Below are 18585 nucleotides of genomic sequence, written 5' to 3'. Positions count from 1 at the left end.
CTGCTCTCACCGGAATTTGGGATGGCAACAACCAAGAAGAAAGCAGTTCGCAGAGCCAAGAAAGGCCAACGGATCCGCCAGGTGGCGGCCATTCCGTATCGCTTGCGGGAAGACGGCAACCTGGAAGTGTTGCTGGTCACCTCACGCACCACACGGCGCTTCATTGTGCCAAAGGGTTGGCCGATGAAGGGCAAGAGCGGGCGCAAGGCGGCAACGATCGAAGCCCAGGAAGAAGCAGGCGTTCTCGGCAGGACGCTGAAGCAGCCTGCCGGCACCTATTCCTATTGGAAACGCATGACCAATGGCTTCATTCGCGTGGACGTTGCGGTCTATTTGCTCGAGGTCGCCGAGGAGCTTGCCGACTGGCAGGAAGCCGCGAACCGGCAGCGTGCATGGCTTCCAGCAGCCGACGCCGCCCTGCTCATCGACGAACCGGAGCTTTCGACGCTGCTTAGGGATCTGACCGTTCCGGTGGTCGATCCGGCATAAAGCAACCATCCTATTCGGTGTCGTTCGGGAAAGGTCGTGCCGGCGTGCCGGTATAGGCCCAAAGCCATTTCCCTGGGCAGCGGCCCCCTTGTTGCGGTCGCTTTGCTGCGGCTGGCGATTCGCTGCTTGACTCATACATATCCCAGTGGTTATACGTAATCAATAGCCAACGGGTTATTGATTGAGATGTCGGCCTCGCACGATATACTGTTCAGGACGCTTGCCGATCCGACACGGCGCGCCATCTTCGAACGTCTCTGCCGCCAGGGCGAGCAGACGGTCGGTGCCCTGACCGCGCAGGCCGGCGTATCGCAGCCGGCGGTGTCGAAGCATCTCGGCGTCCTCAAGGAGGCGGGCCTAGTGCGCGACCGCCATGAGGGCCGCCAGACCCATTACAGCGCCCAGCTCAAGGCGCTGGCGCCGTTGATGGACTGGACGCGCCACATGGCGGGGTTTTGGGAAAGCCGGTTCGACGATCTGGAGGAACTGCTCAAAAGGATGGATCAATGAATGAAGTGCCGGCCGCAACGCGCTCCGTCATCGTCGAGCGCGAGATACCTTTTCCGCCGGAAAAGATCTGGCGCGCGCTCACCCAACCGCATCTCATCGAGGAGTGGCTGATGAAGAACAGCTTCAAGCCGGTCGTGGACCATCGCTTCAATCTGAGCGCCGAATGGGGAGGCGTCGACTGCCAAGTGCGGACGGTCGAGCCCAACAGGACCCTGTCCTACAGCTGGGACACCAAGGACCTCGAGAGCGTCGTCACCTGGACGCTCACCCCGACTGGCACGGGCACGCATCTGCGCATGGAGCAGGTCGGCTTCCGCACCGATCAGGAGCCGTACTACCGCGGCGCCACGGTGGGCTGGAAGCGCAACTTCACCGCCCTGGAGCAGCTGCTTTCGCGGATCGATTGAAGTCCGCCGAAGCTTCAAAAGACAGACACGGTCCTGGCGGGGCGGCAAACCGCGGGCGCAAGCAATGGAGACACGACAATGAAGATCAGGCTGACCAGCATCTATGTCGACGACCAGGAAAAGGCTCTTCGTTTCTACACCGACGTCCTGGGCTTCACCAAGAAGGCCGACTTCACCAACGGGCCTTTTCGCTGGCTGACAGTCACCTCGCCTGACGATCCGGACGGCACTGAACTGCAGTTGGCCCTCAACGACAATCCGGCTGCAAAGACTTATCAGCAGGCCATCTTCAAGCAGGGCCAGCCGGCCCTGATGCTGTTCACCGACGACATCAAGAGCGACCATGAGCGCATCAAGGCCAATGGCGGCAGCTTTGCCATGGCGCCGACCGCGGTGACCGGCGCGACCATCGCCCAGCTCAACGACACCTGCGGCAACCTCATTCAGCTTTCGCAGCTGGCGCGCTGGTAGGCAACTCGATCCGTATCGTCATTTGCAAGGGAGGTTAGATTGAACTGGAGCAAATGGATCAGGCAGCTTCACCGCTGGCTGTCGATCATCTTCACCGTCACCGTCATTGCCAATTTCGCCGCCATGGCCATGGGCCCACCGCCCGCCTGGATCGTCTATTCGCCGTTGATCCCGCTTTTCCTGCTGCTGTTCAGCGGGCTCTACATGTTCGTGCTGCCCTATGCCGTCAGGTGGCGCAGCCAGCAGACGAGCGAGCGAACGGGATCGGCCTGATGGCGAAGGCAAAAGCAAAGGTTGCGCGATCCGTGGACGCGGAACCTGTCCTGCTTTCAGGCGGCAACCCGCAGATCGCCAAGGGCTATGGCGACGCGCCCGTCCAGGCCTATATCGCGGCGATGCCGGGCTGGAAGAGCGAGGTCGGGCGCCGGCTCGACCAGCTCATCGTTGAGGCCGTTCCCAACGTGCAGAAGGCCGTCAAATGGAACTCTCCCTTCTACGGAATGGAAGGCGAAGGCTGGTTCCTCGGCGTCCATTGCTTCGCCAGATACATCAAGGTGGCCTTCTTCCGCGGCCTGTCGCTCACGCCCGTGCCGCCCGTCGAATCCAGGAGCAAGGATACGCGCTATTTCCACATCCATGAGAGCGACCGGCTCGACGAGGAGCAATTCGTTTCCTGGGTGAAGCAGGCGAGCCAGTTGCCCGGTGAACGGATGTAAGCGCACGAAAGATCAAGCGTCGCCTCCCTGAAAAGGCCATGGTGGCGATCTCTTATCCAGCCCGAAGGAGAAGCGGATATGCAAGAAGGCAGCGCGCAGGACGACAGGTCTGCATCCGAGCTGATCGACGGAAGGATCAAGGAACTCGGCGACTGGCGCGGCGAGACGCTTGCCCGGCTCCGCGCCCTGATCAGGCAAGCCGCGCCGGAGGCCGTCGAGACATGGAAATGGCGCGGCGTGCCGGTCTGGGAGGATGCCGGCATGATCTGCACCGGCGAGACCTACAAGACCGTCGTCAAGCTGACCTTCGCCAAAGGCGCGGCGCTGTCCGATCCCAAGAAGCTCTTCAACTCCAGCCTCGAAGGCAACACCAGGCGCGCCATCGATTTCAAGGAGGGCGACGCGGTCGACGCCGATGCCCTGAAGGCGCTCGTCCGCGAAGCCGTGGCCCTCAACAAATCCAAGACCAAGCGCTGAGACGCGGCTGCCGCGCAGCGCTATCGGATTGATGTTGCCGGCTTTTTCTTCCGGGTCCCCGCACTCTGGATCGATACTATGCACAAAAATATCGGCATCAAGCGGCGTACGCATCCTTTTGTTGCTGAGCAACAACTCATAAAACAAATACTGAACAAATTTATCGGCTGTTAAGCCAGGCACGCTATCTGGATTGATGTCGCCAGTAACCGGACGACATGTGGGGAAAAACATCGTCTCAACCGGCGGATGAGCCAGTCGGACAGACACCGAGGGAGCCCGCGCACGCTCCATGGGAATGGGATGAAGCTGTCATCGACCGATGCCGCCCCGCGTCTCATCGGGCTGGTCTGGCCTTTCGTCGCGGTCGTCCTGATCCAGGCACTGGTTGCGACGCTTAGCCTCCACACGCTGTCAGCTGTCCGCGCCTATGTCGGCGGCGAAAGCCAATGGTCGAAGGGACAGAAGCACGCCATCTATTTCCTCAGCCTTTATGCCGACACCGGCCGGGGAGAGTATTTCAGCGAATATCGTCAAGCCATCGCCGTGCCGCTGGCCGATCGCGCCGCGCGGCTTGCGCTCGAACAGGCCGAGCCCGACGCGAATGCGGCCAGGCTCGGCTTTCTTGGCGGCAACAACCATCCCGACGATGTCGCCGGCATGATCTGGCTGTTCCGGAATTTTCGCGCCGTGAGCTATCTCGACATCGCCATCCGCCACTGGGCTACGGCCGACGAAATGATCCTCGCCATCGAAAGCCTTGGCGACGACATGCATCGCAGGCTCGAGAACGGACCGGCCTCGACGGCCGAGATCAGTCTCTGGAAGGCGCAAATCCACCAGCTCGATCTCCGGATCGGGCCGCTCTCCAAAGCCTTTTCCGACAGTCTGGGCGAGGGATCGCGCTTCATCAAGATGGCGCTGACGGCGGCCAATCTCGCCACCGCCGCACTGCTTATCCTGCTTGCCGTCTGGCGCACGCGCAAGCTGATGAAACAACGCCAGGCCTTCCAGAACGCTCTCAATGCCGAGCGCGAGCGTGCCCAGATCACATTGGCTTCGATCGGCCAGGCCGTCATCAGCACCGATGCCGAGGGGCGGCTGGACTATATGAATGCCGGAGCGGAAAGGCTGCTTGCCTGTTCGCTCGCCGCCGCCAAGGGCAGGCCGGTCGCCTCATTGTTCCGGCTCGTCGACAAGGACAGCGGCGTCGAGGAGACCGATCTGGTCCCGCGCCTGCTGGCGGGCGAGCCGCGCCGCTCCAATGTGCGCCCGCAGCTTCTGGAGCGTCCCGACGGTTCGGTCGTGCCGGTGGCGCTGAACGGTGCTCCGCTGATCGTCTCCGGCACGATCCTGGGGTGCGTCCTTGCCCTGCACGACATGACACGTGAGCAGGACTATATCGAGCGGCTGTCGTGGCAGGCATCGCATGATGCGCTGACCGGTCTCGTCAACCGCCGCGACTTCGAGAACCGTCTGGCGAGCGCGATCTCCGAAGCGCCGGAAAGGCCCCGCCGGCACGCGCTGATGTATCTCGACCTCGATCAGTTCAAACTGGTCAACGATACCTGCGGCCATGCCGCCGGCGACCAGCTGCTGCGCCAGATCTCGGTGCTGCTCGCCAATGAGCTGCCGCCCGGCGACATCCTGGCGAGACTGGGCGGCGACGAGTTCGGCGTGCTGCTCTTCGATTGCGATACCGACTGTGCCGCCGCCACCGCCGAACGGTTGCGCGCGACGGTCCAGGATCTGCACTTTTCCTGGGAAGGTCGTCCCTTCAACACCAGCGTCAGCATCGGCATGGTCGAAGTCGCCAATGTCGGCATGACGCTGGAGGAGGTGCTGCGCGCCGCCGATGTCGCCTGCTACATGGCCAAGGAAAAGGGCCGCAACCGCGTCCAGATCCACAGCGACGGCGACACGGCGTTGCGCGAGCGCTTCGGCGAGATGGCCTGGGTGCAGCGCCTGCATGCCGCACTGGACGAGAACCGCTTCAGGCTGCATGCGCAGGAGATCGCGCCGCTGCGGGACGATATTGCCGAGCCAGGCGCGCATATCGAAATCCTGCTCAGGCTGACCGACGACGACGGCAGCTTCGTCACCCCGCAGAGCTTCATTCCGGCGGCGGAGCGCTACGGATTGATGCCCGCGATCGATCGCTGGGTGGTGCGCAACGCTTTCGCCACATTGGCGGCCAGACGCGCCGATCCGCGCGCGACGCCGATATCCACCTGCGCGATCAATCTCTCCGGCGCCACGTTCGGCGACGAAACGTTTCTCGGCTTCATGCGCGAGCAGTTCGCCGCGCACGCCATTGCGCCCGAAACGATCTGCCTGGAGATCACCGAAACCAGCGCCATCGCCAATCTGACCGAGGCCATGCGTTTCATCGCCGACCTGCGCGGGCTGGGCTGCCGCTTCGCGCTCGACGATTTCGGCTCCGGCATGTCGTCCTTCGCCTATCTGAAGCATTTGCCGGTCGATTACCTCAAGATCGACGGCGGCTTCGTCAAGGACATGCTCGACGACCGCATCGATCGCGCGATGGTCGAGATGATCCATCATATCGGCAAGGTGACCGGAAAACGCACCATCGCCGAATTCGTCGAAAGCGACGGCATCGTCGAAGCCTTGAAAGCGATCGGCGTCGATTACGCACAGGGCTATGCGATCGCGCGACCCCAGCCATTCGACGCGGTCACGGTCCTGCACGGCGGGCACACGGCACAGGGTGCGGTGACGGATGCCTGGGACACGCTGGCCAAGACCCTGCGCCGCAAAGCTGGTTAGGCCTTGGCGCCGCTCGATCCGGCCGGCCTCTCCAACAGGATCGTCGGCTTTTCGTGATAGGTGGTGCGCAGGATTTCGCGATAGCCGTTCTTCTCGGCCACCTTGAGCGACGCGCCGTTTTCCGGATCGATGATGCAGACGGTTCTCGCCTGCCCCAACGCCTCGTCGCTCCAGGCGACGATCCGCCCGACGACTTCGCTTGCAAGCCCCTGGCCATGCGCCTCTGAGGCCAGCGCCCAGCCTGCCTCCGGCACGCCTTCGATCGACGGCTCGATCTCACGCTTCAGATCGTGGAACCCGGCCTCGCCGATGAAGCGCTTCGTCTCCTTGTCCTCGATCGCCCAGAAACCGTAGCCGATCAGCGACCACAGGCCGGCATGGCGCAGGAAGCGCATCCAGCTCTCCTCGCGCGTGCGCGGCTTGCCGCCGATGAAACGGGTGACGGCGGGCTCCGCCCACATGACGGCATAGGTTTCAAAATCGTCCAGCCTGTGCGGCCGCAAAACGGTGCGCGCTGTTTCGAGAAGCGGCACGCCGGCTTCCGTCCTGATGCTCATGGCATTGCCCTCCATCGACGCGACAGCGCTTAGCAAAACAGCACGCTCGATCAAGAGCCAGGCCAATGCGTTGGCTCTTCCAGCCATAACGGCCATGGCACGGCTGCATCGCTATGGGCTTTTCGCCCGGCGATGCTAGTTTGCGCGCGAAGCCGACCCAAAAGCGCAAGTCTACCGAAGGAAGAACCATGGACACCACAGACCTGTTGCTGGCGATCGCGCATCACCTTCTGGTGTTCTCGCTGGCCGGCATCATCGGCGCGGAGTTCGTGCTGGTGCGCGGCGATCTGGCGGCGGCGACGCTGAAGCGCCTCGACCGCCACTACGGCATCGTCGCCGCGCTCATCGTCATCGTCGGCGTCTGCCGGGTGTTCTTCGGTCTGAAAGGCTGGGAATTCTACGTCTACAATTGGATGTTCTGGGCAAAGATGGCGGCCTTCGCCATCGTCGGCCTGCTGTCGATCGTGCCGACCATGCGCTTCCTCTCCTGGAACAAGCAGGCGAGCGGCAATCCGTCTTTCGCGGTGCCGGCGGCGGAATTGGCCTCGGTGAAGAACTATGTCCGCGCCGAGGGCTTCATCTTCCTGCTCATTCCGGTTTTTGCCGCGGCCATGGCGCGCGGCTACGGTTATTAGAACACCGCTTTAGGCCTCGGCCGGAAACGTCTCGTCCAGCGGCGCGATCGGCACCAGCGGGGCCGGCACGTCGGTGGTCTTTTCCTTGGACTTGCAGATATCGGCGATGACGCAGGCCGGGCAATCGGGCTTGCGCGCCTTGCAGACATAGCGGCCGTGCAGGATCAACCAGTGATGCGCATGGCGCATGAATTCAGCCGGGATGACCTTGAGCAGCCCTTCTTCGACCTGCTCCGGCGTCTTGCCCGGTGCCAGCCCGATCCGGTTGCCGATGCGGAAGATATGCGTGTCGACCGCCATGGTGTGCTCGCCGAAGGCGACGTTGAGCACGACATTGGCGGTCTTGCGTCCGACGCCCGGCAGCTTCACCAGCTCGTCGCGATCCTGCGGCACCTGGCCCGCATGGTCGTCGATCAGCGCCTTCGACAGCGCGATCACGTTCTTCGCCTTGTTGCGCCACAGACCGATGGTGCGGATGTAATCGCCGACCTTGGCCTCGCCCAGCGCCAGCATCTTGGCCGGCGTGTCGGCCGCCGCGAACAGCGCCTTCGTCGCCTTGTTGACGCCGGCGTCCGTCGCTTGCGCGGACAGCACCACCGCGACCAGCAGCGTGAAGGCGTTGACATAGTCGAGCTCGCCTTTCGGCTCAGGCCGCTGCACGGAAAAGCGCCGGAAGATCTCATGCACCTCGGCGGGGCTATAGAGCGACCGCGAGCCGGCCTTTCGCGGCCGCCGACCAGGCGCCCGGCTGCCACCGGCAGTGGAGGGTTGAGACTTTTTGACAGCTACGGATTTTTTCGACTTGGGAGGCGCCATTTCCTTCCTATAATATTCCCTCATGAGCGACACAAACGCCTCGTTCCAGGCCGACGAGCCATTTTTCCAGGCCTTGCTGACGCCGCACCGCTCGCTCGGCCGCACCGGCTTCCTGATCCTGATGGGAGCGCTTCTGTTCGGCTGGGCGGTCACCGGCGCCTTCTTCCTGGCGCACGGCGCCTGGCCGGTGTTCGGCTTCTTCGGCCTCGACGTGATCGCCGTCTACATCGCCTTCCGCGCCAATTACCGGGCCGCGCGCGCCCGCGAGGAAATCTCGGTCTCGCGCACCAGTCTCGACATTCGCAAGACAGCGCCGTCCGGTCGTTCGGAAGCGCATCATTTCAATCCGTTCTGGACGCGGTTTTCGATCGCCCGCCACAGCGAGATCGGCATCACCAAGATGGCCGTCGAAGCGCAGGGCAAGAGCGTGGCGATCGGCGGCTTCCTCAATCCCGACGATCGCGAGAGTTTTGCCACAGCCTTCTCGCGCGCGCTGGCGACCGCCAAGACACGCTGAGCACGATCCCGAACCGAAGATCCGCGTCAGCGAAAAGTGGACGCCGGTTTTCGGACAAGATCATGCTCGGAGCAAACAAGCCTTTCAGAACCGGTAGCGCAACAGCCTGCCGACCTTGCGCATCGCTGGGATGAGCTTCCAGAGACCGACGAACAGACGCGCCGACCAGCCCAGGCGCGCCCCTTGCTCCGGCTTGTAGGATGGGATCTCGCCGATGAAGCGAAGTTTGGGCACCGCCCGCTCCAATTCGCGCGGATCCTCTATGGCCCAATGAACTTCGGCGCCGGTCGCCTTGATGGCCGGATTGAGGCGCATCAGCTTCAGGCCGAACCGGCTATAGGCGTCGAACATCAGCTCGCCGCCGGCAAGATGCGAGACAAGCCGCGCAAGCAGCCGCGGTCCCTCCTCGGCTGGAAGATAGGGTGTCAGCCCTTCGGCCGCCACGATCGCCAGGCGATTGCGGGGCACCGCGGCCAGCCAGCCCGGTTCGGTCACCGAGGAAGCGATCAGATGATAACGGTCCCTGGACGGATAGAGCCTGCGCCTGAGCTCGACGACGTCCGGATAGTCGACGTCGAACCAGTCGACGCCTTGCGGCGGGTCGACGCGAAATATCCGCGTATCGAGCCCGCATCCCAGATGCAGCACGATCGCGTCCGGATATCTTGCGAGGAAATCCGCGACGCAGACGTCCAGTGTCTTCGCCCTGATTGCAAATCCCAGCCCGAGATTGCCGTCGACCTTGAGCCTTGCGAAATCATAGTCGATCTTGCGCACCGCCTCGTCGGCGAAGCGATCCTGAAGCAATGAATTGGGCAGCCGGCTCTCCAGCGCCTTGCCGTAGAGCGTCATCAGCAAGGTTTCCCTTGCCCCGGTCATATCGACCTTTTCGCCGGCCATGATCGTCCTTTTCGGCCCGAAGCTCACTCTATCTGGGTGTGGATGGCAGGAAGGCAAGTTTCGGGTGGAGGCAAAGTTCTGGAAGGCCGATATTCGGGACAAGGAGATATTGCCATGAACGCTCAGATGACCATGAATACCCGCATGAAACCGACCGCGATCCTCCAGAACGACATCACGCCGGAAGGCAGCGACTACGAGGTCGTGCGCCGCGCCATCGAGAAGATCAGCCTCGACTATCGCGACCAGCCCTCGCTCGAGGTCCTGGCCGAAGAGGTCGGCGAGACGCCCACCGGCCTGCAGAAACTCTTCACCCGCTGGGCCGGCCTATCGCCCAAGGCCTTCCTGCAGGCGGTGACGCTCGACCATGCGCGCAGGCTGCTCGATTCCGGCATGCCGCTGCTGGAGACCTCGTTCGAGCTCGGCATGTCCGGTCCCGGCCGGCTGCACGACCTCTTCGTCACCCATGAGGCGATGTCGCCCGGCGACTACAAGACCCGGGGCGCGGGCCTCACCATCCGCTACGGCTACCACATCTCGCCTTTCGGCATTGCGCTGATCATGGTCACCGACCGAGGTCTCGCGGGCCTCGCCTTCTGTGACGCCGGCGGCGAGCGGGCGGCCTTCGCCGACATGTCCGGCCGCTGGCCGAACGCGACTTACGTCGAGGACATGTCGGCCACCCAGGCTTACGCCGCGCGGGTCTTCGACCCGACGCAATGGCGCGCCGACCAGCCGCTGCGCGTGGTGATGATCGGCACCGATTTCCAGCTTCGCGTCTGGGAAGCGTTGCTGCGCATCCCGATGGGCAGGGCCTGCACCTATTCCTCGATCGCGGCAAGCATCGGCGCACCCAGCGCCAGCCGGGCCGTGGGCGCGGCCGTGGGCGCCAACCCGATGTCCTTCGTGGTGCCCTGCCACCGGGCGTTGGGCAAGTCCGGCGCGCTCACCGGCTATCACTGGGGGCTGACGCGCAAACGCGCCATCCTCGGCTGGGAAGCGGGGCAAGTAGCGTCGTGAAGTCGACGGCCAAGGCCCTGTGGAGATCTTCCTAGCACTTTGATTTTGCGCATGATCCTTTCTAAAATCGGTTCCGATTTTCAGGGGCATGCGTTAGCCTCCCGCGCAACCAGCGGGAGGCACTTTCTTGATTATCGTTGTCGGCTCTATCAACCTCGACCTCATCGCCAATGTCGACCGCTTGCCGGCGCCCGGCGAGACGGTGCGCGGTTCCGGCTTCGCCACCGCGCCCGGCGGCAAGGGCGCCAACCAGGCCCTGGCCGCGGCGCGCGCCGGCGCGCAAGTGCGCATGGTAGGCGCGGTCGGCAAGGATAGCTTTGCCGCCGAGGCGCTCGCCCTTCTCAAGGCCGGCAATGTCGATCTGTCCGGTGTCGGCCAGAGCTTCGCCTCCACCGGCACGGCGTTGATCCTGGTCGGCGCTGATGGAGAGAACGTCATCGCCGTCGTGCCGGGCGCCAATGATTCGGTGGTGCCGGGCGATATCGCCAAGGCCTTCCTCAAAAAGGGCGACGTCGTGCTCTTGCAGCATGAGATCCCGCTGCAGGCGGTCGACGCCACACTCGACGCGGCGCGCGCGGCGGGCGCTGTCAGCGTGCTCAACACCGCCCCTTTCCGTGCCGAGGCCGCCGGCTTCGTCGGCAAGGCCGATTATGCCGTCGCCAACGAAACCGAGTTCGATCTCTATGGCGAGGCGCTGGCGCTTTCGGGGCGCGATCGCCCTGCCCGCATGCGCGACTATGCCAAGAAGACAGGCCGCGCCATCGTCGTCACGCTCGGTGGCGACGGAGTGCTGGCCGCCACGCCGGACGATTTCCTCACCGTTCCGGCGCTGAAGATCACGCCGGTCGACACGGTCGGCGCGGGCGACACCTTCTGCGGTTATTTCGGCGCCGGCCTGTCGTCCGGCCTGCCGCTTCAGGAGGCGCTCACCCGCGCCGCCGCGGCTGGCTCGCTCGCCTGCCTCAAACCCGGCGCGCAGCCGGCAATTCCACCGGCAAAGGATGTCGACGCCGCCTTGGCGGCGGCGCGGTAATGGCCATGCGTCCCGTCACCAAGCACGCAGTGCCGCCGGCCGGCGATATCTGCCGCCTCCCCGCTGTCGAGCTTGCAGGGAAGATCAGGCAGCGCCATTTGTCGGCGCGCGAGGTGGCCGGCGCTTTCCTCGACCGCATCGAGGCGGTGAACCCGCTGGTCAACGCCGTCGTTTCGCTGCGCGAGCGCGCCGATATCCTGGCCGAGGCCGACAGGGCCGATGCTCATCTGGCCCACGGCGGCGAGGCCGGATCGCTCTTCGGCCTGCCGATCGCCATCAAGGACCTCGCCCTGACCAAGGAGCTCAGAACCACCTTCGGCTCGCCGATCTTCGCCGATTTCATCCCCGACGTGGACGATTTCTTCGTCGAGCGCGTCCGCAAGGCCGGCGCCATCATCATCGGCAAGACCAATGTCCCGGAATTCGGGCTGGGCTCCAACACCTACAATCCGGTCTTCGGGCCGACGCTCAACGCCTTCGACCCGGCGCTGACCGCCGGCGGCTCGAGCGGCGGCGCGGCCGTGGCGCTGGCGCTCGACATGGTGCCGGTCGCCGATGGCAGCGACTTCGGCGGCTCGCTGCGCAACCCGGCAGCCTACAACAATGTCTACGGCTTCCGTCCCTCGCAGGGCCTTGTGCCTGCAGGCCCGGACTTCGATGTCTTCCATTCGCAGATGGGCGTCGAAGGGCCGATGGGCCGCAACATTCGCGACATCGCGCTTTTGCTTGATGAACAGGCCGGCTATCACCCGCGCGCGCCGCTGTCATATGCCAAGGAGGGTTCGTTCCTCGACGGCTTGAGCGCGAAAGCGTCCGGCGGCCGCATCGCCTGGCTGGGCGACCTCGGCGGCCACCTGCCGACGGAACCGGGCGTGCTTGACCTTTGCGAGGCCGCGCTTGCCCGCTTCGCCGCTGCATCCTTCCGCAGCGAGGCCCTGGTTCCGGATGTCGATTTCGAGGCGCTCTGGCAGGCCTTTGTCACCTTGCGCCAGGCGAGCAGCGGCTGCGGGCTGAAGGCGCACTACGACGACCCGGCAAAACGCAAACTTCTGAAGCCCGAGGCTGTCTGGGAAGTGGAGCAGGCGATGGGCCTGACCGCGCCGCAGGTCCATGCCGCCAGCGTCCGGCGCACCTCGTGGCACCGAACGCTGCTTTCGCTGTTCGAGCGTTTCGACCTGATCGCGCTGCCGACCGCGCAGGTCTTCCCGTTCGACGTCACGACCCACTGGCCGCGCGAGGTCGCGGGACGACCCATGGACAGCTATCACCGCTGGATGCAGGTCTCCGCCTTCGCCACCCTGGGCGGCTGCCCGGCGCTTAGCGTCCCGGCGGGGTTCGACGAGAAAGGCCGACCCATGGGCATGCAGTTGATCGGCCGCCCACGCGGCGACCTCGCTGTGCTCAAGGCCGGCGCCGCCTATGAGGCGATATTGCCGTGGACGGCGGGCGCCTGCTGAGCAGCCTCTGAATCGGGCAAGTCGGCACCGCTTGCGCCAACAGTGACGCCGTGCATTGATCCAGCAGCCACCGCCGCATCACCTCTGTCGGTCCAAGGAAAGACCATGTCGCTGGAACTTTACGCAACCTATGTCGTTGCCTGCATCGTCATCATCCTGGTGCCCGGTCCGACGGTGACGCTGATCATCGCCAACAGCATCCGCCACGGCTCGCGCGCGGGCCTGGCCAACGTCGCCGGCACCCAGGCCGGGCTCGCGATCATGATCGCCATCGTCGGCATCGGCCTCAACACGCTGATCGCCGGCATGGGCCACTGGTTCGAGTGGGTGCGGCTGATCGGCGCCGCCTATCTGATCTGGATGGGCGTGCAGATGTTCCGCTCCAAGGGCCCGCTCAATCCCGACGGAACGGCGAGAAAACCGCGCGGCGGCTTCTTCCTGCAGGGTTTTCTGGTGGCGATCAGCAATCCGAAGACCTTGGTCTTCTTCGGCGCCTTCTTCCCGCAGTTCATCGCGCCGCAGGGCAATTACACGCTACAGATCGTCGTGATGGGCCTGACCGCGATGACCTTCGCCGCCATGTCGGATTCGACCTATGCCCTTGCCGCGGGCCGCGCCGGGCGCGTTCTGTCGGCCAGCCGCGTCAGGCTGATGTCCAGGATCAGCGGCAGCTTCCTGGTCGGCGGCGGGCTATGGCTGGCGTTTTCGAAGGCGAAGTGAGCGCCTCACCTTCTCCCCTTTTGGGGGCCCACAGGGGGAAGCTTGCGGGCCCCCAGGGGGAAGGAAGAAGCGGCCCTTACAGCCGCCCCAGCCTCTCGACCAGCAGCGCGAAGAAGCCGTCATGGTCGATGTCGCGCATCACCATGGCGTTCTTTTTCCGCTTGGTGACACCCCACCAGTCGATCACCGTCATGCCCATGGTGAGCTCGGAGGTCGTCTCGACGCTGACGTTGCAATGGCGGCCCTTGAACAGCTCGGGCTTGATCAGATAGGCGATCACGCACGGATCGTGCAGCGGCCCGCCATCGGTGCCGTATTTTTCCTCGTCGTAGCGCTCGAAGAACTCCAGCATCTCGGCGGTCGCGGTGCCGACCTTGGTGCCGAGCTGGCGGAAAGCCTGCGTGCGCTTGGACGTGGTCAGCGCCTTGTGGGTGACGTCGAGCGGCATCATCACGATCGGAATGCCCGATTTGAACACCAGATCGGCGGCCTGCGGGTCGACATAGATGTTGAATTCGGCGGCCGGCGTGACATTGCCGCCCTCGAAGAAGCCGCCGCCCATCAAGACGATTTCCTTGATGCGCGGCGCGATCCTCGGCTCGCGGATCAGCGACAGCGCGATGTTGGTGAGCGGCCCGAGCGGGCAGAGCGTGATCGTGCCGCTTTCCTCGCGCATCAGCGTCTCGACGATGAAATCGACGGCGTATTGTTCCTGCAACGGCATGGTCGGCTCGGGTAGTTGCGGGCCGTTGAGGCCGGTCTTGCCGTGCACTTCCTCGGCGGTGACGAGTTCGCGCGCCAGCGGCCGGATGGCACCGGCATGGACCTTGATGTCGGGCCGGCCGGCCAGTTCGCAGATCTTGCGGGCGTTGTTCTGGGTCAGTTTCAGCGGCACGTTGCCGGCAACCGCAGTGATGGCGACGATCTCCAGCTCGGAACTGCCGAGCGCCAGCAATATGGCGACGGCATCGTCCTGGCCGGGATCGGTGTCGATGATGATCTTTCTGGACTGGGGCATTTCAATTCCTTTGGGGAGTCTTTTTGGGCGGGATTTAGAGCATGATCCCGAAAAGTGGGACCGGTTTTCGGACAAGATCATGCTCCAACGAAGTGCTGAACCAGGATGGCGGTTCAACGAAACGTCATCCTGATTTCAGTGGCTTGAACTTGATCGCGCGGCGGACCATATCAAGACCATCGGGAAAAATGCCATCCGGGTTTTTCCAGTTTGTGTCGCTCTTCAGAGGACAGTGTAACAATGAGTCGAATGACGCCCTTCTCCAGCCCGCTTCTTCTGGGCTTCGATGCCATGGAAAAGACGCTTGAGCGTCTGGCGAAGTCCGGCGACAGCTATCCCCCGTACAATATCGAGCGCCTCAACGCCGCCGACGGCAAGGCCGAAAGGCTGCGCATCACGCTGGCCGTTGCCGGTTTCGCCGAGAGCGACCTCGATGTCACCACGGAGGAGAACCAGCTAATCGTGCGCGGACGTCAGACTGACGACACCGAGCGCGAATTCCTCCACCGCGGCATCGCCGCGCGCCAGTTCCAGCGCTGTTTCGTGCTGGCCGACGGCATGCGGGTGATCGCGGCGGAGCTGAAGAACGGCCTGTTGTCGGTCGATCTCGACCGGCCGGAGGCCGAGCGGCTGGTACGGAAAATAAACATATCGGTGAAAGACTGATCTTTGCCGATGGCTCTGTGCGAGGCGGCCAATCCTGGCGTCCTCGCGCCAAGGAGGCTTGAAATGACCAGAACTGACGAAACGACCACCATGACCAGCGGCGAACTCGCCCATCTCGGCGAAGGTTCGGTCGCCTATCTCAGGAAAGTGTCGAGCGACGACCTGCGCGGCCGCTTCCCCGGCCTCGACGAAATCGCGCCCGGTATGGAGCTGTGGGCGCTGTTTGCCGCCAACGGCCAGCCGATCCTGCTTTCCGATGCCCGGGACCGGGCGCTGGCGGGTGCGCGGGAGAACGACCTGACCACAGTCGCGATCCACTAACGCGACTCCTGGCCTTCGAGACTCCTGGCCTTCGAAATGAAAAGGGCCGCTCACGGCGACCCTCCGAAGGTTTCAATCCTAAGATTTCAGGCCGCGTGCGAGGCCTGTGTGTCCGACAGCAAGGCGTGGATCGCCACCGCGTCGCGCGTCCCCCTGATCTTGGCCACCGTGTCGGCGTCGCGCAGCACGCGCGCGATGCGCGACAGCGCCTTGAGATGGTCGGCGCCGGCGCCTTCCGGCGCAAGCAGCAGGAACACCAGGTCGACCGGCTGGTCGTCGAGCGCCTCGAAATCGACCGGCGTTTCCAGTCGGGCGAAGACGCCGGCGATCCGCTTCACGCCGGCGAGCTTGCCGTGCGGAATGGCGATGCCGTTGCCGACGCCGGTCGAGCCCAGCCGCTCGCGCTGCAGGATGGTGTCGAACACCTCCCGTTCCGGAATCCCCGAAATCGCCGAGGCCCTCTCCGACAGCAATTGCAGAAGCTGCTTTTTGGAATTCGCTTTCAACGCCGGCATGATCGCCGGGACGCTGATGAGATCACTGAGATCCATGCTTGAAAAATCCCTTGCTCGCCTGCCGCGCCAGTCGTCGCCCCCTCGCGCGGCTGGCTTTTTATCCCTGCGCGACTTTGGTCGTCGACGGATCGATCCAGCCGATATTGCCGTCCGGCCGGCGGTAGACGATGTTGAGATGGTCAGTTCCGGCGTTGCGGAACAAGAAGACCGGGCTGTCGCTGTTGTCGAGTTCGATGACCGCCGAAGCCACCGACATGGTCCGCAGCGTCATGCTTGATTCGGCGACGATGACCGGAGCGAAGTCCTCCGGAATATCTTCCTCATCGTCGGTGAGAGGAGCCATCACGGTGTAGGCGATGTCGGTCGGCTCTTCGCCATTGCCGTTGCCCGTATTGCGCGACTTCAGCCGGCGCTTGTAGCGCCGCAGCCGCGTTTCAAGGCGGTCGGCGGCCGCCTCGAAGGCCAGCGTCGGATCCTGGGCGTCGCCGGTCGCCTGCAGCGAAGCGCCGGAATCGAGCCGGACCATGCAGTCGGCGGAGAAACGCGACCCCGATTTGATGACCGTGACATGTCCTGAAAAACCCCGATCGAAATATTTCTCGATCGCCTCGCCGACCCGGTCGTTGATGCGTGTGCGGAACGCATCGCCGATGTCCATGTGTTTTCCCGAAATGCGTAGATTCATCTGAAAACTGACCTTCCTTGCTCAGGCTTCAAACTGTTCCCGAGTTTATACCCGTGGTGCGCGCGCACAAGCTTTGCAGCGGCATGCGCGCCGATTTTAGACCCGAACTTTCCGGTTGATCACAAGTCGCCTTCTTGGCCGTCCATGGCCGTGTCTGACGGACCCATTCGCTAGCGGGCATCACCGCCCTGCTCCATGCGGGCGGGCTTCTAGACACTTCATTGCGGCTTGTCAATGAAACTCGGGAATTGTGGGAAATCAGCACCGTCTCGCACCGGCCAGGGCTTGTCGAGATTCGCATCGGCCTAGCGGCCGGCGTTCGCGAGCGCCCGCTTCTCCCGCCGCCGCTGCACCGACGAGGGAATGTTCATGCCTTCGCGATATTTCGCGACGGTGCGGCGCGCGATGTCGACCCCGCTTTCCTTGAGCATGTCGACGATGGCGTCGTCGGAAAGCACGTCGATGGGCTTTTCCTCGTCGATCATCTGCTTGATGCGGTCGCGCACGGCCTCGGACGAATGCGCTTCGCCGCCTTCCGCGGAGGCAATCGACGCGGTGAAGAAATAGCGCAGCTCGAAAACGCCGCGCGGCGTCAGCATGTATTTGTTGGCGGTGACGCGGCTGACCGTCGATTCATGCATGCCGATGGCGTCGGCCACCGTACGCAGGTTGAGCGGCTTGAGGTGACGCACGCCATGGACGAGGAAAGCGTCCTGTTGCCGCACGATCTCGGACGCCACCTTGAGAATGGTCTTGGCCCGTTGATCGAGACTGCGCGTCAGCCAGTTGGCGTTCTGCAGGCATTCGGCGAGAAACTCTTTTTCCGCCTGGTCCTTGGCATGGCTCGAAATGCGGGCGAAATAGACATTGTCCACCAGCACGCGCGGCAGCGTATCGGCATTGAGCTCCACCGCCCAGCTGCCGTCATTGGCGGCGCGCACCTCGACATCGGCGACGATCGCGTCGCTCGCGCCGCCCGAAAACGCCAGGCCGGGCCGCGGATCGAGCGCGCGGATCTCGGCCAGCATGTCGAGCAGGTCTTCCTCGTCGACGCCGCAGATGCGTTTCAGCGTCTGGAAATCCCGCCGCGCCAGAAGCTCGAGGTTGGCGACCAGCGCCTTCATCGCCGGATCGAACCGGTCGCGCACCGCCAGTTGCAGCGACAGGCACTCGGCAAGGTCGCGCGCGAAAAGTCCTGCCGGCTCGAAGGTATGGCAGACGCCAAGCACCCGCGCCACCGCCGCGCCGTCCGTGCCGAGCCGGACCGCGATCTCGTCGAGTTCGGTGCGCAGGTACCCGGCTTCGTCGAGCCCTTCGGCCAGCTCACCCGCAATAAGGCGTTCGCCGGGGCTCAGGGAGGCAAGCGCGATCTGCTCGCCGACATGTTCGCGCAGCGTGATGGCGGCCGCGGCCATGTCGCCGACGTCGAACCCCTCGGACGATGCTGCGCCCGCGCCGCCCCCGGCGGCCGACTTCCATTGCGCCGTGAGATCCGGCCCCAGCCTCTCGCTGGTGCCTGGATCGTCGGGAAACAGGTTCTCCAGGGAAGAATCGAGCTTTTGCGAGATCGCTTCCGCGCTCCACTCCATCTCGCCCTCGAACCAGTCGCCTTCTCTGTCCTTTTCCGGCGATGTCTCGCTTTTCTGGGATAGATCGCCGGCGGCATCGTCCTGCGGCTCGGCCCGTTCCAGCAGCGGGTTGCGCTCGATCTCCTCGTCGATGAAGCGCTCGAGCTCGACATGGGTGAGCTGCAGCAGCCGGATCGACTGCATCAGCTGCGGCGTCATCACCAGCGACTGGGATTGTCTGAGCTGCAGTTTGGCTGCCAGCGCCATGATGGACTTCAAACGCCTCGTCTACGCGTC

At 64.0% G+C, this 18585-nt stretch carries 23 protein-coding genes; 16 read left to right on the top strand and 7 right to left on the bottom strand.

The features are described from left to right. The first annotated feature begins 21 nt into the window (after positions 1-21). From FJ430_RS09165 to FJ430_RS09130, 8 genes are all read left to right on the top strand, one after another. Positions 22-489 (top strand): NUDIX hydrolase, encoded by a 468-nt coding sequence (locus FJ430_RS09165; RefSeq protein WP_140710282.1) that lies wholly within the window; start codon positions 22-24, stop codon positions 487-489. 186 nt (positions 490-675) lie between these two features. Continuing rightward, the gene (locus tag FJ430_RS09160; RefSeq protein ID WP_140710240.1) at positions 676-999 is read left to right on the top strand and encodes an ArsR/SmtB family transcription factor; all 324 of its coding nucleotides are present in this window, start codon (positions 676-678) and stop codon (positions 997-999) included. After that, positions 996-1406 (top strand): SRPBCC family protein, encoded by a 411-nt coding sequence (locus FJ430_RS09155; RefSeq protein WP_140658085.1) that lies wholly within the window; start codon positions 996-998, stop codon positions 1404-1406. The genes FJ430_RS09160 and FJ430_RS09155 overlap by 4 nt, the downstream gene beginning before the upstream one ends. Positions 1407-1484: 78 nt before the next feature. Continuing rightward, positions 1485-1877 carry a VOC family protein gene (locus FJ430_RS09150; protein WP_140710238.1) on the top strand — a complete coding sequence of 131 codons (393 nt, stop codon included), beginning with the start codon at positions 1485-1487 and terminating at the stop codon, positions 1875-1877. Positions 1878-1916: 39 nt separating this feature from the next. Then, a complete protein-coding gene (locus tag FJ430_RS09145) occupies positions 1917-2150 on the top strand; it encodes a hypothetical protein (RefSeq protein WP_140710236.1) in 234 nt (77 codons plus the stop codon). Continuing rightward, entirely contained in the window at positions 2150-2593 is a 444-nt protein-coding gene (locus FJ430_RS09140; protein WP_140710234.1) for a DUF1801 domain-containing protein, read from the top strand. The genes FJ430_RS09145 and FJ430_RS09140 overlap by 1 nt, the downstream gene beginning before the upstream one ends. Positions 2594-2671: 78 nt before the next feature. Continuing rightward, the gene (locus tag FJ430_RS09135) at positions 2672-3070 is read left to right on the top strand and encodes a DUF1801 domain-containing protein (RefSeq protein ID WP_140710232.1); all 399 of its coding nucleotides are present in this window, start codon (positions 2672-2674) and stop codon (positions 3068-3070) included. A gap of 303 nt (positions 3071-3373) precedes the next feature. After that, a complete protein-coding gene (locus tag FJ430_RS09130; protein WP_140710230.1) occupies positions 3374-5860 on the top strand; it encodes an EAL domain-containing protein in 2487 nt (828 codons plus the stop codon). Here the strand turns inward: FJ430_RS09130 and FJ430_RS09125 are convergent. Beyond that, on the bottom strand, positions 5857-6417 hold the full coding sequence (locus FJ430_RS09125; RefSeq protein ID WP_140710228.1) for a GNAT family N-acetyltransferase: 561 nt from the start codon (positions 6415-6417) through the stop codon (positions 5857-5859). The genes FJ430_RS09130 and FJ430_RS09125 overlap by 4 nt on opposite strands. A 188-nt stretch (positions 6418-6605) precedes the next feature. On the opposite strand from FJ430_RS09125, the gene FJ430_RS09120 reads away from it, so the two are divergent. After that, the gene (locus FJ430_RS09120) at positions 6606-7052 is read left to right on the top strand and encodes a DUF2214 family protein (protein WP_140710226.1); all 447 of its coding nucleotides are present in this window, start codon (positions 6606-6608) and stop codon (positions 7050-7052) included. 9 nt (positions 7053-7061) lie between these two features. Here the strand turns inward: FJ430_RS09120 and nth are convergent, their stop codons facing one another. Further along, the gene (gene nth, locus FJ430_RS09115; RefSeq protein WP_140710224.1) at positions 7062-7868 is read right to left on the bottom strand and encodes an endonuclease III; all 807 of its coding nucleotides are present in this window, start codon (positions 7866-7868) and stop codon (positions 7062-7064) included. Positions 7869-7890: 22 nt separating this feature from the next. On the opposite strand from nth, the gene FJ430_RS09110 reads away from it, so the two are divergent. Then, positions 7891-8385 carry a DUF2244 domain-containing protein gene (locus FJ430_RS09110; RefSeq protein WP_140644552.1) on the top strand — a complete coding sequence of 165 codons (495 nt, stop codon included), beginning with the start codon at positions 7891-7893 and terminating at the stop codon, positions 8383-8385. 84 nt (positions 8386-8469) lie between these two features. Here FJ430_RS09110 and FJ430_RS09105 read toward each other — a convergent pair whose 3' ends face one another. Beyond that, positions 8470-9285 carry a class I SAM-dependent methyltransferase gene (locus tag FJ430_RS09105; protein WP_140710222.1) on the bottom strand — a complete coding sequence of 272 codons (816 nt, stop codon included), beginning with the start codon at positions 9283-9285 and terminating at the stop codon, positions 8470-8472. Between the two features lie 114 nt (positions 9286-9399). Here FJ430_RS09105 and FJ430_RS09100 point away from each other — a divergent pair, with 114 nt between their 5' ends. From FJ430_RS09100 to FJ430_RS09085, 4 genes are all read left to right on the top strand, one after another. Beyond that, complete coding sequence (locus FJ430_RS09100; RefSeq protein ID WP_181175567.1) at positions 9400-10305, top strand: methylated-DNA--[protein]-cysteine S-methyltransferase; 906 nt, start codon at positions 9400-9402, stop codon at positions 10303-10305. A gap of 127 nt (positions 10306-10432) precedes the next feature. After that, on the top strand, positions 10433-11338 hold the full coding sequence (locus tag FJ430_RS09095) for a ribokinase (protein WP_140658069.1): 906 nt from the start codon (positions 10433-10435) through the stop codon (positions 11336-11338). Further along, positions 11338-12795 (top strand): amidase, encoded by a 1458-nt coding sequence (locus tag FJ430_RS09090; protein ID WP_210242119.1) that lies wholly within the window; start codon positions 11338-11340, stop codon positions 12793-12795. The genes FJ430_RS09095 and FJ430_RS09090 overlap by 1 nt, the downstream gene beginning before the upstream one ends. A 105-nt stretch (positions 12796-12900) precedes the next feature. Beyond that, complete coding sequence (locus tag FJ430_RS09085; protein WP_140710220.1) at positions 12901-13515, top strand: LysE family translocator; 615 nt, start codon at positions 12901-12903, stop codon at positions 13513-13515. Between the two features lie 76 nt (positions 13516-13591). Here FJ430_RS09085 and FJ430_RS09080 read toward each other — a convergent pair whose 3' ends face one another. After that, a complete protein-coding gene (locus FJ430_RS09080; RefSeq protein WP_140710218.1) occupies positions 13592-14533 on the bottom strand; it encodes a nucleoside hydrolase in 942 nt (313 codons plus the stop codon). Between the two features lie 240 nt (positions 14534-14773). On the opposite strand from FJ430_RS09080, the gene FJ430_RS09075 reads away from it, so the two are divergent. Then, positions 14774-15199: an Hsp20 family protein gene (locus FJ430_RS09075; protein ID WP_140710216.1), complete on the top strand. Its 426-nt coding sequence runs from the start codon at positions 14774-14776 to the stop codon at positions 15197-15199. Positions 15200-15262: 63 nt separating this feature from the next. After that, positions 15263-15520, top strand: coding sequence for a DUF1150 family protein (locus FJ430_RS09070; protein WP_140644558.1), 258 nt, complete (start codon positions 15263-15265; stop codon positions 15518-15520). An 86-nt stretch (positions 15521-15606) separates the two neighbouring features. On the opposite strand, the gene ptsN is transcribed toward FJ430_RS09070, so the two are convergent. The 3 genes from ptsN to rpoN form a co-directional block, all read right to left on the bottom strand. Then, the gene (ptsN, locus tag FJ430_RS09065) at positions 15607-16071 is read right to left on the bottom strand and encodes a PTS IIA-like nitrogen regulatory protein PtsN (protein ID WP_140644559.1); all 465 of its coding nucleotides are present in this window, start codon (positions 16069-16071) and stop codon (positions 15607-15609) included. Between the two features lie 61 nt (positions 16072-16132). Next, the gene (gene hpf / locus FJ430_RS09060; RefSeq protein ID WP_140644560.1) at positions 16133-16720 is read right to left on the bottom strand and encodes a ribosome hibernation-promoting factor, HPF/YfiA family; all 588 of its coding nucleotides are present in this window, start codon (positions 16718-16720) and stop codon (positions 16133-16135) included. A 305-nt stretch (positions 16721-17025) separates the two neighbouring features. Then, complete coding sequence (rpoN, locus tag FJ430_RS09055; protein WP_140710214.1) at positions 17026-18555, bottom strand: RNA polymerase factor sigma-54; 1530 nt, start codon at positions 18553-18555, stop codon at positions 17026-17028. Positions 18556-18585: the final 30 nt, after the last annotated feature.

The organism is Mesorhizobium sp. B2-8-5 (assembly GCF_006440675.2).
Classification (GTDB): Bacteria; Pseudomonadota; Alphaproteobacteria; order Rhizobiales; family Rhizobiaceae; genus Mesorhizobium.
This window is presented reverse-complemented; position numbering and strand designations above follow the sequence as displayed.